The organism is Paenibacillus sp. SORGH_AS_0306, assembly GCF_030819345.1.
Classification (GTDB): Bacteria; Bacillota; Bacilli; order Paenibacillales; family Paenibacillaceae; genus Saccharibacillus; species Saccharibacillus kyungheensis.
Genome location: NZ_JAUTBP010000001.1, coordinates 3,655,886 through 3,672,257 on the forward strand (window position 1 = coordinate 3,655,886; position 16,372 = coordinate 3,672,257).

The following is a 16,372-nucleotide window of genomic DNA, read 5'->3' on the forward strand; positions in this document are numbered from 1 at the left end:
CTCCTATTTATAAAAACTTCTTGTGGTTTCTATAATTATTGTAGCTTGTATGTATTCATATTAATAATATATAATTATTTCTTATTTATACTTAAAATATATGAATACATGCGAAAGTAGGGATCAGAAGAATGTTAAACATGCATGCTCTTTATTTATTTCATACGATTGCTGTTCAAGGTAGTGTAACTAGAGCCGCTGATCTATTAAATATTAGTCAGCCTGCAATTACAGCACAGATTAAGAAGTTAGAAAAAGAAATAGGGATCACTTTATTGATTCCACAAGGACGAGGGATTGCTTTAACGACCGAAGCTAAAGAATTTTTGGGATTTACACAGCGTATTTTTGCGATTACCGGACAGGTCGAACAATGGATCAACGAGTATCATCAAGGAAAGCGTGGGCAGATTCGTTTAGCGGCTACTTATTTGCCTGCTCATTTTCTATTGCCTGCATGGATCGCCAAGTTCAAGCAACAATACGAGAATGTAGATATGACCATAACTACAACCAATTCCACCGATGCTTTACGTCAGTTATTACAAATGGAAGTCGATATTGCTATTTATGGGGGACTCGCTGAAGAACAGACAGCAGATATTCAAGCGGAAGAATTATTTCGAGATGAACTGTGGTTTGTCGTAGCACCCAATCATCGTTATGCCGGTCAACATATTTCACTACAACAGATGATGAAAGAACCTTTTGTCATGCGTGAGCAAGGAAGTTCGACACGAGAGCGTTTATTAGCCTTATGTCGAACTCACAATACTCCTCCTCCGCAGATTCCTTTACAATTTAATGGATTGCCAGAAGCGATTCAAGCTGTTATTGCTGGTTATGGAGCTAATTTCGTGTCTTCATTCGTTGTAAGAGATTATGTAGAACGAGGACAATTAGCACGTGTATTTGTTAACGATGTGTATTTGCAAAATAGTATTGCTATTTGTACCCGTCTGCATGAGCCTTTATCGATAGCCAGTCAGCAGTTTATTCATACGATTCGGCAGAATAGTTCTATTCTTTATTAAATGATTCTCATCTGTTAGACGTACCATTCTTTACTGTGCTTCTTCTGGTGGAGATATCGGCATATATAGACGAACCGCCAGAGCAAGCACCAATGTAATACCTAACATAACACACGAACCGATAATTACTGACCATGAGATCGACCATAATTGAGCGGTCAGCCCTAGAATAAACACAGACAACATTTGCATAACAGCGGCTACCAGACTATAAATACTACTAATGCGTCCCATCATATCAATAGGTACATGATTTTGATAAAAAGTCATAAATCCTGTATTCATAAATGCCATAAAAAAAGCTAATACAAAAAATCCAATCGCTGCACCTGTAAAAGAATCGGATAAGCTATAGATCACATATCCTGCTCCGAATCCAATCGCCCCGACTGCTAACAATATCGTGACAGTTAAACGCTTCACAATCACCATATTTACAAGTGCTCCCACACCTAGTCCTATACCTGCTACACTCACCAGATAACTATATTGACTATCTGTACCTGCAAGCACTTCTTTGACAAAAGCAACTTCCATTGAGTCTAGCCCGGCTGCCAATACCATCAGAATTTGAAATAGAAAATAAATAAGCATCACATTCCAAGCTTGTCGGCTAAATTCTATCACTAATCGCCAATCTTGCTTGATCATTTGCCATGAGCGGTTAGATTTTGCCATTTTGGTAATCGGATTTTGGTTAACTGGATGGTCTATTGTAACAGTTCCTTTTTCAAGATCAGGTAATATCCATGTCATCATACTAGAGATACCAAAAGCAACCGCAGTAACAAAAATCGCCATTTGCGGACTGGTGATCAAAAATAACAAACCTGCGATCGCTGGCCCAATCAAAAAGGCACCTGAATGAATTAAACTTTGAATAGAATTAAAACGTTTACGATGTTCTGTTGGAATCAACTTGGTTGTATATACCATAGAAGTCGGTCTAAAAATAGAACTTGCCATATAGATTACCAGTACTACTGCATAGATCAAGCCAATATGATATAAAAAAGGAAGCGTAAAAATAAGCACTGCTCGAATAAGATCAAAAGTAATCATTAATCGACGTTTATTCAGCCGATCCACTACACTTCCTGCCCAACTATTCGTACATAAGGTTGCAAATGGCTTGAGGATATACAGACCTGCGATTGCAAGCGGAGACCCTGACATATCGAGCATAGTAAGATTGAGTGCAATTAAGAAAATCCAATCTCCAATATTAGCAATAGCTACACCGGTTAATAAAATCGAAGGATATTTCCAAAAGTGAATATGGTTTTTCCATTTAGAGTGCTTGCTAGAATGAGGATTAAAGGTCATTATAATGTCTCCTTAAAGGCAAAGACACGAATCAGGTCATAATCAATCTATGTATATCATTCTCTTTATCTAACTTATATACTTTGGGATAACTAGTGATAGGTCAATCTAGTATATACATAGCTATGGCCTGATCCAGTGTCTATTCCTGATATTTTGGGATATTGTTATTGCTTTTTTATGATAGGTTTGGAGAGGAATTAATATTAGTCGCTGTCGTTGCAATACACTCATAATCAATTCTCCTTTCGTATGGTTTTACATAATTTTACTGATTATACCATGTGCAAATCAATTTTTGGAAAAAGCTTCATTTTTTAAGTGATCAATGTTTATTTTTATTGTGATGTCACTTTTCTACAAGATTTAATCTGGATATTTCTGCCCTTGATATAGTCATAACAGCAGTTGTCAGTCTTTTTAAAACATGATAAAGTGAACAAATTCCTACGTGATTATAACTTATAAATAAGCGATACATTATATAACATATTGCTAACTTTTCACTCTAAATTATAGATCGTTTGCTCGGTAAACATCTTTTTATGTTGCTTCATGTTACAATGCCGAATGCTTGGAAGGAGAGATATCAATGTATAAAGTGATGTTGGTTGATGATGAGATGATTATACGTGAAGGTCTCAAGACTCGGATTGATTGGCAAGCGTACGGATTTGAATTGGCAGGAGATTATGCGAATGGGTTAGAAGCGCAAACAGCTATCGTTGCTGATCCGCCTGATTTGATTATTTCAGATATATGTATGCCTTTTGTCGATGGATTGGAATTGGCTGAATTTGTTCATCACCATTATCCAGATATCAAAATGATTATCCTGACAGGATTTGATGAATTTGAATATGCGAGAAGAGCGATTCGGCTTAAAGTGTCTGACTTTATTCTCAAACCAGTTACAGCCAAAGAGATTCGTGAATTACTCAAACAGATCAAGCTAGAAATGGATGATCAACGTCAATTACATCATAATATCGATCAATTGCATACGCAATGGTCACAAAGTCTTCCATTACTTAAAGAGCGATTCTGGGAAAAGGTATTAACTTCAGGCGTCAGTCATACTGAATGGGAGCAACACCGACTTCAATTTGCTTTGCCTTCGTTGTCCTCTGCTTATCAGCTTGTTGTTATTGAACCCGATAACGATACGATAACAGATTCTTCTACACAGACTGTTCCACCTGTGCAAGCATTAGTAGATTCACTCTCTTCTATTATTCAAACTATATTACCGACAGAATGGGAATATACTTCGATAGTATATCAATCCCGGTATGTATATTTATTTTCTTATCCCTCTGTAGATCACTCATCTACACCTGCAATCTTTGAACAGATCACCCAGACGATTAACCAACTCTATCAATTATCTAGCCAGCAGATCGATACGTCTTTTACAATCGGTCTGGCTACCGGATGTATTGATATCACAGATATGCCCCAGCAATATGAACAAGCGATGCAAGCATTAGAATATCGGTTTCTTTTTGGTACCGGGACTCTTTTATCTTTTGCCAATCTACAACAACAATCCTTCTCTCCTATACCAGATATCGATTGGGAAAAAGAAATTGTAACTCATCTTAGCAACAATGATCTAGAAGAAGCACAACGTTTATCTGCTCAGATGGCACAGCAAATGATTACCCGGCGAACATCGCCTACCGAATGTATTTTACAATTTCGTCAGATCGCTTTGCGTATCCAAGATTGGTTACAGCAATTAGGATTAGAATCTATATTAAGTACGTTTGTAAATCAACCTCAATGGTTAACTGCTCCTACACTGCAACAGATCTTGCAAGAATGGTTCGCTGTGTTAGATCATGTATCTGCGCATTTGAACAAACAAATACAGATCAATAGTCAGCAACATATTCAAAAAGCGATCTATTATATCGAGCAACATTATGCAGAAGCTCATTTATCATTACAAGATATCTGTAGTCATGTGTTGATGAGTACAAGCAGTTTTAGTCAAGCATTTAAGCAATATACAGAAGTGACTTATGTAGAATATCTTACTCGCATTCGAATCGATAAAGCCAAACAATTACTGCGTTTAACCGAATACAAATTTTATCAAATCGCTGAAAAAGTAGGCTATACCGATCCTAATTATTTCAGTTCTTCTTTTAAAAAACATACCGGCATAACGCCCAAGCAATACCGGGAACAGCATCGTCATGTAAAGGAGTTGTACAGATAAATGTTACGTGATCTATTCAGAATCTTTACCACCTGGAAATGGAAAAGCTTGACAACCAGCTTACTGGTTGCTTTTTCCGGTCTGATTCTGATCGTGATCGCAATTATCAGTCTTAACAATTATCGGTTGACTGTCGATGCCGCAGAACAGAATTCTCAGGTGTATATTCAAGAGATTATGCGTCAGGTGAATACGAATATCCAGACGTATATTGATAATATGGAAAATATCTCATTGCTTGCTTTGACCAATAAAGATGTGACCTACTATATTTCTAGCAATAGCTTTATCGGCAAAAATGATATTCGTCCTTATGAGAAACGGATTTCCGATTTATTTCAAAATATTCTCTACAGTCGCAATGATATCGCTTCGATTATGGTGTTTGGTTACAATGGGCGTACTGTATCTGATCGGCGGATCACTGCACTTAATCCGAATATTGATCCCAAGCAACAATCATGGTATATCAATGCGCAAAAAATGAATGGCAAATCGATCGTATCTCCCCCTCATATTCAAAATGTGATTAGTGGCGAATACCGCTGGGTCGTTTCTTTAAGTCGTGAACTTAAAAGTAATGATGGTATAACGCCTGAAGGCATTTTTTTGGTCGATCTGAATTTGAGCGTTATTGATAAATTATGTAGTCAGATTTATTTAGGCAAAAAAGGCTATGTATTTATTGTAGATGGTACAGGCAATATTATTTACCATCCTCAGCAACAATTGTTGTATAGCAATCTAGCGACAGAAGAAATTCCGCAAGTATTGACTACAGCAAGTGGTCAATCGTTTACTGCTGATGATAATAAAGGCAAACGAATCTATTCTGTACAAGATACCGGATTAGGTTGGAAAATCGTAGGCGTAACTTACAGTGATGATCTGATCGCTAACAAATCTTCGATTCAACATTCGATTTTACTGTATGCTCTGCTTGGGATCGGTATCTCTATTATCATCTCTCTGCTATTATCGCTGCATCTGACTAAGCCTATCAAACGTTTGCAACAAGATATGAAGCAAGTCGAACTAGGTAATTTTCATATTCAGACTTCTATTGAAGAAGATAATGAAATAAATCAATTAGGGCAATCATTTAATGTGATGGTCAATGAAATTAAACATCTGATGGACGAGACTGTACAGACTAGCGAACAAAAGCGCAAAACTGAACTTTTGTTATTACAGGCACAGATCAATCCTCACTTTCTCTATAACACACTCGATTCTATCATCTGGATGGCAGAACAAGAAAAGCATGAAGAAGTAGTCGATATGACATCTGCTCTTGCCAAAATGTTCCGCGCTAGTATTACACGTGATCAAGAATTAGTATCAATTCGGGTAGAGATTGAACATATCCGTCATTATTTATTTATTCAGAAAATGCGATATCGTGAACAATTGGATTATGTATTTGATATCCCTTCAGATATACTGCAATACAAAACGGTCAAAATTCTGCTTCAACCGTTTATCGAAAATGCAATTTATCATGGAATACGTAGTAAGACTACACCTGGTATCATCTATATCTCAGCACGGCAAGAACAAGATGACTTGCTGTTTGAAGTGCGAGATAACGGACTTGGCATGACTGCTGAGCGTCTTGCTCAAGTCAATGAGGGCACAGTAGCTACTAATACCCAGCATGGGATCGGTATTGGCAATGTTAATGAACGGATACAGCTTTATTTTGGAGCAACGTACGGTATGAGTATACACAGTGTATTAGGAGAAGGTACCGTTGTGACGATTCGCGTACCTGCTATTTTGTGACCTACAGAAAGTGAGATTGAGTATGAGGAATCAACGTATTAGCTGGTGGATCGCCATTTTACTGGTAGCCGGTGCGCTGTATATTATCAGTTATTTTGTCTGGTTTACTTCTACTGCTGAAGAAGAAGGAACGATTATGATTATTCTCAAGTCCAATAGTCCTCAATCCGACTTCTGGCAGACAGTTCGTAGCGGTGCAGAAGAGGCTGCCAAAGAAAAAGGAATTCAATTTCTTGTATCCGGGCCTTTAGATGATACAGATATCAATAATCAGTTAAATGCTCTTCAAGATGCACTTGTGATCAAGCCACTTGCTGTCGTTATCGCACCGTTAAATGATAAGCGTGTGTTGGCTGGTATTACTCGACTACAAAATGCTCGTATTCCTGTAGTCGTTATGGATACTCCTTTACCTGTTAATAATGCTCCTTCTTCTGTATCCAGCGATCATGTACAGATGGGAATGCAAGCAGGAAGAATGGCAGCTTATCAAACCAATACTTCACCTTATGTTGCGATTATCGGCGATTATCAATCCTCCAGTATTTTCAAAGCACGTGAGCAAGGAATCAAGCAAGTACTAGGCAATATGCCTCATCATCGTACTGTCACTTATTATTCAGGAGAATCTGAACAACTAGCCTATGTATTAACCAACAAATTATTAGATGAATATCCACGTCCTAATGCATTAATCGTGATGAATGAACCTATCGCTGTCGGTGCAGCACGAGCACTCAAAGAACGTCATTTGGATTCGATAATGTTTATCGCTTTTGATAGTTCCTTTTACGAGATCGAATTGTTGGAAGAAAAAACGCTAGATGCTTTGATTGTACAAAAGCCTTTTAATATGGGTTATTTGGCTGTACAAAAAGCTCTCACTGATCCAAGTGTGCTGGATAGCCAACACTCGGTGACGATGATTCCTTCTACCGTTATTACACCAACAACTATGTATACTCCTGAAAATCAAAAGTTATTGTTTCCCTTTTATGAAAAATAAAACAGAAGGATAGGTAGATATGCGAGCAAATCGTTGGATAGATTTTCGAATCACTAGCTTGTTGATACTGGTTCTTCTATTAAGTGGTTGCAGTTCTTCTACTGTCACACCTGTACCCGTAGGAAATACTGAACAACAAGCAGTGATCAAATTTGTAGCCGCTGAATACAGTTCAAGCACCAAGCCTGTACTTGAACGATTAGTTCGTAATTTTATGCGTGAAAATCCTTCAATTACGGTAGAGCTGCAAGTGGTCAATTGGGATCTTATTGATGGCGTGTATACTTCGATGATTAGTGAAGGACAACCTCCTGACTTACTTAATATGAATATGTATGCTCGCTTCGGGCATGATCAATTGCTGAACAATATGGATGAACTGATTTCAGAAGATCTAAAAAATAAACTTTCTCCTCATTTGTTAAAGCTTGATCGTATTGACGGACAACAATATGCGATTCCTTATGTAGCGACTATTCGCAAATTATATTATGAACAAAATCTGTTTCGACAAGCAGGCATATCATCCCCTCCACAGACATGGTCTCAATTGACCAAAGATGCTACCAAATTGAAAGCAATCGGTGCGTATGGCTTTGGTGTTGATTTAACAGATAACGAGATCCCTGCCTATCTATCTTATTTCTTTTTTGGAGCAGGTGGCGGTTGGATGAAAAATGGAAAATGGGATATCAATTCTCCTCAAAATGTTACTGGTCTGACGTATCTCAAGCATTTGTACACTAAAGGTCTGACTGATCCTGAACCTACAGTTACGATTCGAGACGAGAAACAGCGTATTTTGGGAGATGGGCAATTAGGCATGATGATTAGTGGTAATTATTTTGCGGCTGTTACAGAACGTGAATTTCCAAATACAGCGTGGGGTAGTGGCATGATTCCTGTAAAAGATGGACAACCTGAAATGAACTTTGGGGTTCAAGATGTTATGTTATCATTCAAAACAGATCATACGAATAAAGAAGCATTATCTACTTTTTTGGATTATTTGTACAATGACGAGAATTACGAAAATATTATCCGTCAGGAAGGAATGATCCCTGTTACAACCACTGTTGCGAATAAATTATCTTTAGAAAATCCATTGATGGAAGCTGATATCAATCGACTACAAAAAGCTTACTTTTACCCATTGCAACAACCAGAATGGGGAGATATTATGGCATTAACTCGTAAAATGGGTAATGCTATTTTATACAATGGAATCACCCCTCAAGCCGCTTTGGATCAAGTACAACAATATGCGGAACGACAACAAACGCTTTATCAAAACCCTACTCATCCGTAATATATATCACTTATATAACATATTAAGTAACTATATTTAACTTAAAGTTCATGAAATTCTATAAAATCTCGTAAAATATTCAAGATTTAAAATAATATATTCAATATATTTGCATAATCAAATCCCTTATGATAAACACAGACGCCAAATCGTTGTATTGCTAACACAAAGGCGTGATTTAAATTATCAATTAGGGGGTTTGATTTTTTATGTCATGGAAAAAAAGATTATCTGTATTAAGTGCAGCGGCATTGCTGACTGTATTTACATTATCAGGTTGTGGCAGTAGCAACGATTCAGCAAGTGGAACGGCAAGTACAGGAACAACTGCTTCATCCGGTAAAGGTCTTACTGGAGACTTTGAAGTTCAATATTTTGTAGGCGGTTATGGCGATGCCTGGTGGAAAAAAGTTGTAGAAGAATTCCAAACCGCTAACCCCGATCTGAAGATTAAAGTCAGCGCAGGACCGAAAATCAATGATCAAATGAAACCCCGCTGGATTGGTGGTAATCCACCCGATTTCGTTTATATCGATGGCGCAGGTCTGAATGCTCGTCAAATGATTGAAGACGGACAATTGGAAGACTTAACAGAATGGTACAAAACAGCCAAAACAGTAGACGGTGATCTAATCTCTGAATCTCTTACTCAAGCACCGGAAGATTACGATGGCAAAACATACAATATTCCACTCGCTTTAAGTTCATGGGGTATTTTCTGGGATCAAAAATTGTTCGCTGATAATAATTGGAAAGCGCCAACAGACTTCGATTCATTCATATCTGTAAGTAAAGAAATCAAAGCAAAAGGAATCACTCCTTTTATCCATACCGGTATTTATCCGTATTACATCAACAACTCTATTTTGTATCCAGCTATGGTATCTGCTAACAATGATGACTTTTCCATTTTGCAGAAAATAGCCGCTAATGATCCAGAAGCTTTCAAAAGCCCGGCTGTTATGACTGCACTAAACCAAATTGTGACTATGCGTGATGACGGAATTATCGATCCGGCTGCTGTACAGCTTAATCATACCGATTCACAAATGTTATTCCTGCAACACAAAGATGCTTTTATCGCTAACGGATTATGGATGCCTAATGAAATGTCCAAAGATGTACCTGAAGGTTTCGACTTTGGATTTATGCCATCGATCACACAGAAACCAGGTGGTAAATCGATCGCTGTTACCTCTACAGCTACCGTTGGTGTAGCATCTAAAGCCAAAAATAAAGAAGCTGCTTATGCATTTATTCAATTTATTTTCGCCAAAAAACAAGCTTCTCAATGGGCTGAATTAAGCGGCGCTCCTTCCAATATCAAAGGAGATATCAGTGCTTCCAATGCTCCTGCTTTTGTTAAACAAGCCGCTGAATATTTAAATTCTAAAGATACTATTGTTGTACCTACGATCACATTTAATGCTGATGTAGAAAAAGCAATGAATGATGCAACAGTCGCTCTAACTATCGGTACTATTGATCCGAATGGATGGATCGAACGGGTATCCGCTGCCGCTCAAAAAGCAGCAAATTAATAAAGATGGATCACAGGAGAGAGCCTGATGCTTATCATCCGGTTCTCTTCTGTTTTACATTCAGAATTATGAATATATGGGATTGAAAAAGGATGGTGGCTTGATGACTTCACGGCACTGGCAACGGAATATATTTATTTTATCGTTTATTTTACCTACGCTTATTCTATACGCATTGTTTATGGTATATCCCATTATTCAAGCACTTTATTATTCTTTATTTGACTGGTCAGGTTCTTCTGAAAATAAAGACTTTATCGGTCTCAAAAATTTCGTCGATCTGATGCACGATCCGATTATGTGGCAAGCGATAGGTAATGATTATTTTCTAGTAGCAGGTAAAATGATTGGTATTATGGTTTTGGCTACTTTTTTTGCAGTATCGTTAACCCGCTTCCGGCTCAAATTTGCTTTGTTTTTCCGCTCTATTTTCTTTATTCCAAATATTATTTCTGTCGTTGTTATCGGTGTATTATGGGCATTTATCTACAATCCGCAGATTGGATTTTTGAACTCGATTCTTTCACTGATTACAGGTACTGAAGTCAAAACCGCATGGTTAGGCTTCCCATTTCATACGATCTGGATGTTACTCCCTCCATCAATCTGGGCAGGGATTGGATTTTATATGATTTTGCTAATTGCCGCGATTCAAGGGATTCCTGAATCCTACTATGAAGCTTCTTCACTGGAAGGTGCAGGGCAATGGCATCAATTTACGCATATTACATTACCGCTGATCTGGGAACAGATTAAAGTTTCGGTATTAAATATTATGATGACTACACTGAACGGCTCATTTGTCATCGTAATGATTATGACCAATGGTGGGCCGGATAATTCGACTCAGGTTATGGGCTCTTATCTGTATCAGATGGCTTTCCAACAATATCATTTTGGATATGGGGCTGCTATTGGCGTGATTATTTTGATTATGTCGTTAATCACAACGATCGCATTACAACGTATTATGCGTCAAGAAACTGTAGAAATGAATTAATATTGATTATTCACACAGAGATTAAATAAACCTATCGGTCTGAATTCCGCATATTGGAGCATCAGAACGTCAATCAAGGAGGAGCTCGATGGGCAATATTATGGGTATTCGCAATCCTATTATTCGTATCTTTTTCTATCTGGTGTTAGCAATTTGGAGTATTACTGTATTATATCCGTTACTGTGGACATTGCTGGATGCGCTCAAAGACAACAAACAGTTTTACGCTAACCCACCCTGGGCTTTGCCTGATCTTCCGTTGTTATGGAGCAATTTCAGTTATGTATGGGAAACGTACAACTTTGGCAAATATTTTACCAATTCATTGATTATCACACTGGGTTCTACATTGTTAGGATTGGTGTTATCTGCTACCACTGCTTATGTACTGGCACGATATCCGTTTAAAGGCAGTAATGCGTTATTTCTACTTTATATCAGTTCTATGATGGTTCCTTTTAGTCTGGCATTGATTCCGTTGTTCTTTTTAATGAATAAGCTGAACCTGATTAATACTTCTATCGGTTTGATCTTGGTCTATGCTACGACTTTGATTGCTTTTGGTGTCTTTGTACTGGTGGGCTTTTTCAAAACATTGCCGAAAGAATTAGAAGAAGCCGCTGCGATGGATGGTGCTTCTTACTTTGGAACCTTTTTCCGTGTTATGCTTCCATTATCTCAACCGGGACTTGTTACAGTAGCTATCGTCAATATCCTCAATATTTGGAACGAATACTTTGTGGGACTGGTGCTTATTAATGATCCAGATCATTACACCTTGCCGATCGGCATAGCCGTAATGCAAGCTGAAATGCAATATCGTACCGAATGGGGACCATTGTTCGCAGGACTATTTATCAGTATTGTGCCAGTATTGATTATGTATATATTTTTCCAGCGTCAGATTGCCAGTGGAATTACAGCCGGAGCTGTGAAGTAATACTTCAATAGAACACAATGATTAGATTCAATAGTAAAAAAAGCCGAGTCACAATCAGGAATAACCCTGAATGGACTCGGCTTTTGATTATATCTATCAATTTACAGATTCATGTCTACAACATAAAGTGGTAATCAGTAGCCAATACTATTCTACCGTTACACTTTTCGCAAGGTTACGTGGTTTGTCTACATCATGTTCAAGTGCTAATGAAGCATAGTAAGCAAGCAATTGCAATACAACAACAGACAATGCTGGAGTCAATAATGGCAATGTTCTTGGAATCGATAATACTTTATCTACCGATTTCATTAGCTCTTCACGACGTTCTTCATAGCTCACAACCATCACTTCTGCACCACGAGCTTTTACTTCTTTGATGTTGCTTAATGTTTTCTCAAGCACATCTTCTTGTGTAGCTAGAGCGATAACAGGAATACCTTCTTCGATCAAAGCAAGAGTACCATGCTTCAATTCGCCTGCTGCATAAGCTTCAGAGTGGATATAAGAAATCTCTTTTAATTTCAGAGAACCTTCTTGTACGACTGCATAATCTACACCACGTCCGATAAAGAACAAATGTTTATGTTGAGCGATATGCTCTGCATATTCTTTAATAATTGGTGCTTGTGTTAATACTTGCTCTACTTGCTCAGGCAATGAATCCATTGCTGCAAGAATATGAGCGATTTCTTCGGTTGTTTTGGTTTCGCGAATTTCAGCCATATATAGACCCAATAGATAGAAAGCAATCAATTGAGACGTATATGCTTTAGTCGATGCTACCGCAATCTCAGGTCCAGCTAATGTAGCGATCACATCATTAGCATCACGAGCGATTGAGCTACCTACTACATTCGTTACAGCAATAACATGAGCACCATTGGCTTGTGCTTCACGTAGAGCTGCTAATGTATCTGCTGTTTCACCAGATTGGCTCACTACAATAACCAATGTGTCTTTTGCAATGATTGGTGAACGGTAACGATATTCGGAAGCTACATCTGTTTCTACCGGAATTTTCGCTAGACTTTCAATAATATTACGTCCTACAAGACCTGCATGATACGCTGTACCACATGCTACGATCTGAATATTACGAATATTTTTGATTTGTTCTTTCGTTAAGTTCAAGTCGGTGAAATGAACACCTTTGCCATCTTCGTTAATACGACCTAGCATTGTATCACGGTAAGCTTTAGGTTGTTCATGAATTTCTTTTAACATAAAGTGATCAAAGCCGCCTTTTTCTGCGGTAACTGCATCCCAATCGACATGGAATATTTCCCGAGAAATAAAGTTGCCTTCAATCGTCATTAATTCTACTGCATCTTCAGTCAAAACAGCCATTTCGCCATCTTCCAAAATATACACATCACGAGTATATTTCAAGATTGCTGGAATATCAGAACCAATAAAGTTTTCGCCTTTACCTACGCCGATAACAAGTGGACTTGCTTGACGTACAGCTACTAATTTATTAGGTTCATACTCTGTTAATACGCCAAGTGCAAAAGCACCACGCATAAAGGTTACTGCTTTTTGTACTGCTTTAACGATATCACCGTTATATTCACGAGCCACTAAGTGAGCGATAACTTCTGTATCTGTTTCCGATACAAATACAACACCAGAAGCGATCAATTCATCTTTAAGCTCCAAATAGTTCTCAATAATACCATTATGCACAACAGAAAATTTGCTTGTTGCATCTGTATGTGGATGAGAGTTAACATCAGATGGTTTACCATGAGTTGCCCAGCGAGTATGTCCAATCCCTGCATTACCAACCAAAGGGTGCTCTTCTAGCTTAGCTTCCAAGTTATTCATACGACCCAAAGCTTTAACCACTTGCAATCCTTTACTTGTAAAAACAGAAATCCCCGCTGAATCATAACCACGGTATTCCAACTTACGAAGACCATCCACCAAAATAGCTTGCGTATCTTTATTCCCAATATATCCAACAATACCACACATCGTTGTATTCCTCCGTTCGAATGTTCGTCTCATGACGTTAGTTGCACATAAGAACAGGAGTCAGGGATATACAGATCATGACATTAGAATAGATATGCACTGTAGATCATCTCTGCACTATATTTAGTTTGGAGTTCTATTATCGATAGTTATCGATTATTCAGCTTTCAATGTACATTCTATGTGATGCTGCAATCCTGCTCATGTTCTATGCACATTAGTAGTTTTGATAAAAGTAATCCTGCTATAATATGCTGATTATTCAGCTTTTTGTACCATTTTATGCACCAAACAGAATCTTTGTCGCAGAGATCACTCTCTCCTTTTAAATTCTGCTTCACGGTTTGATGCGTCACCGGGAGGCCCCCGCCGAACATTCGAACACCTCCACCTCGTCAGCTTGATCTAATTTCTCCGTAGCGATCAAGCTCTGGCGCTTAGTGAATCTTGATTCCAACCTCTATCCTCACTTTCTATATTTGAGTACATTAGATTTCATTTACATTACAGTTTCATTACACTTGGTAACTTGTACATTATATCTATTAATCTTTTATAAAACAATGATAAAAATCTGACAAAATACTCACAAAGTAATTTCATTGCTTTTAACCCGCTATTTTGTCATTAAACAAGCCACTTATACATTTCCGAAATGCGTCTATGCTCTCTAACTAACAGACTATTACTATTTAACCTTATTTATTGACCTGACGCACGATATTCAATAAAAAGAGGCTGCCTTATTCGATGTAACTGACAGTATATCTGCCAATACACATCGTCATCTGGCAACCTCATGTTTAGATATTACTGATTTAAACGACTAATTCTTTTTTAACCACATCTACAATTTGATCCACATATTGCTCTAATTCATTTTTGTTTGGGCCTTCAGCCATAACACGGATTAAAGATTCGGTTCCAGACGGACGAACCAATACACGACCGTTGTCACCTAATTGATCTTCAACTGCTTTGACAGCTGCTGCAATCGCAGTATTACCTTCATAACGTGCTTTGCTTTCTACACGTACATTTACCAATACTTGTGGATATTTGTCCATCATCGATTTTAATTCGCTTAATGATTTACCAGAACCCACCAATGTATCAACCAACTGCACCGCAGTTAAGATTCCATCACCTGTTGTAATATAGTCGAGGAAAATCACATGACCGGATTGTTCGCCACCTAGCGTATATCCTCCACGTTTCATTTCTTCCATCACATAACGATCGCCTACAGCTGTAATTTTCGTTTCTAGAGCAAGCGATTTAGTTGCTTTGAAGAAACCAATATTACTCATTACAGTCGATACAATCATACTATCTTTCAATTTACCTGCGCGATTCATAGCATCACCACAGATACAAAGGATATAGTCACCATCAACTTCTTCACCTTTGTCATCAATCGCAATTAGACGATCAGCATCCCCGTCAAAAGCAAGCCCGATATGTGCACCATGACGAAGAACTTCTTCTTTTAACTTCTCAGGGTGAGTCGAACCGCAATGATCATTGATATTCAGACCGTTTGGTTCTGCTGCAATCGTAATCACTTCTGCACCTAATTCTTTAAAAAAAGTTGGTGCTAATTCATACGCTGCACCGTTTGCGCAGTCCATCACAATTTTCATTCCTGCAAAAGAATGAGTGATAGTTGATTTCAAATGCTCTAAATATTTGAATTTGGACATATCGTCATTCACAATCGTACCTAATTCCGCACCGACTGGACGTGGCAATGTATCTTCTTTTGCATCCATCAATGCTTCAATTTCAAGTTCAGTTTCGTCGGTTAACTTAAAGCCGTCTCCACCGAAAAATTTGATCCCATTGTCTTCTACTGGATTATGCGAAGCTGAAATCATAACACCTGCATCTGCTTTGAGTAGACGAGTAATATAAGCTACTGCTGGTGTACTGACTACACCTAGACGGATGATATGTGCACCGATTGATAACAATCCAGCAACCAATGCAGATTCCAGCATCAGACCGGAAATACGAGTATCCATCCCGATGACCACTGTCGGCTTCTCTGCTCCGTGAGTAAGTACATAACCTCCACAGCGCCCGATCTGGTAAGCCATCTCTGCTGTTAATTCTTTGTTAGCAACGCCTCGTACGCCGTCTGTTCCGAAATATTTACCCATTATTTATTGTGCTCCTTATTATTGTTCAAATTATCATTTCTAAGATTGTAGTGAATTGGTTT

11 protein-coding genes are annotated in these 16,372 nt (G+C 38.1%); 8 read left to right on the forward strand and 3 right to left on the reverse strand.

Annotation, left to right across the window (positions count from 1 at the left end; translation table 11 throughout):
* The first annotated feature begins 131 nt into the window (after positions 1-131).
* The gene (locus QE450_RS16075) at positions 132-1,034 is read left to right on the forward strand and encodes a LysR family transcriptional regulator (protein ID WP_307300577.1); all 903 of its coding nucleotides are present in this window, start codon (positions 132-134) and stop codon (positions 1,032-1,034) included.
* 30 nt (positions 1,035-1,064) lie between these two features.
* Here the strand turns inward: QE450_RS16075 and QE450_RS16080 are convergent, their stop codons facing one another.
* Positions 1,065-2,360 carry an MFS transporter gene (locus tag QE450_RS16080; protein WP_307300580.1) on the reverse strand — a complete coding sequence of 432 codons (1,296 nt, stop codon included), beginning with the start codon at positions 2,358-2,360 and terminating at the stop codon, positions 1,065-1,067.
* 592 nt (positions 2,361-2,952) lie between these two features.
* Between QE450_RS16080 and QE450_RS16085 the strand changes: the two genes are divergently transcribed.
* The 7 genes from QE450_RS16085 to QE450_RS16115 all read left to right on the forward strand — a co-directional run bounded on the left by QE450_RS16085 (position 2,953) and on the right by QE450_RS16115 (position 12,168).
* The gene (locus QE450_RS16085) at positions 2,953-4,587 is read left to right on the forward strand and encodes a helix-turn-helix domain-containing protein (RefSeq protein WP_307300583.1); all 1,635 of its coding nucleotides are present in this window, start codon (positions 2,953-2,955) and stop codon (positions 4,585-4,587) included.
* Positions 4,588-6,372: a sensor histidine kinase gene (locus QE450_RS16090; protein WP_301264006.1), complete on the forward strand. Its 1,785-nt coding sequence runs from the start codon at positions 4,588-4,590 to the stop codon at positions 6,370-6,372.
* Between the two features lie 22 nt (positions 6,373-6,394).
* On the forward strand, positions 6,395-7,378 hold the full coding sequence (locus QE450_RS16095) for a substrate-binding domain-containing protein (protein WP_274171839.1): 984 nt from the start codon (positions 6,395-6,397) through the stop codon (positions 7,376-7,378).
* 19 nt (positions 7,379-7,397) lie between these two features.
* Positions 7,398-8,687: an extracellular solute-binding protein gene (locus QE450_RS16100; RefSeq protein WP_307300588.1), complete on the forward strand. Its 1,290-nt coding sequence runs from the start codon at positions 7,398-7,400 to the stop codon at positions 8,685-8,687.
* A gap of 209 nt (positions 8,688-8,896) precedes the next feature.
* Positions 8,897-10,228 carry an ABC transporter substrate-binding protein gene (locus QE450_RS16105; RefSeq protein ID WP_274171837.1) on the forward strand — a complete coding sequence of 444 codons (1,332 nt, stop codon included), beginning with the start codon at positions 8,897-8,899 and terminating at the stop codon, positions 10,226-10,228.
* Positions 10,229-10,331: 103 nt separating this feature from the next.
* Positions 10,332-11,228, forward strand: coding sequence for a carbohydrate ABC transporter permease (locus QE450_RS16110; RefSeq protein WP_273613649.1), 897 nt, complete (start codon positions 10,332-10,334; stop codon positions 11,226-11,228).
* Between the two features lie 88 nt (positions 11,229-11,316).
* Positions 11,317-12,168, forward strand: a complete 852-nt coding sequence (locus QE450_RS16115) for a carbohydrate ABC transporter permease (protein WP_307300594.1) — start codon at positions 11,317-11,319, stop codon at positions 12,166-12,168.
* A gap of 147 nt (positions 12,169-12,315) precedes the next feature.
* Here QE450_RS16115 and glmS read toward each other — a convergent pair whose 3' ends face one another.
* Together glmS and glmM are read right to left on the reverse strand one after the other, a co-directional pair.
* The gene (glmS, locus tag QE450_RS16120; protein WP_273613651.1) at positions 12,316-14,148 is read right to left on the reverse strand and encodes a glutamine--fructose-6-phosphate transaminase (isomerizing); all 1,833 of its coding nucleotides are present in this window, start codon (positions 14,146-14,148) and stop codon (positions 12,316-12,318) included.
* Positions 14,149-14,966: 818 nt separating this feature from the next.
* A complete protein-coding gene (glmM, locus tag QE450_RS16125) occupies positions 14,967-16,310 on the reverse strand; it encodes a phosphoglucosamine mutase (RefSeq protein ID WP_307300597.1) in 1,344 nt (447 codons plus the stop codon).
* Between the last annotated feature and the right edge of the window lie 62 nt (positions 16,311-16,372).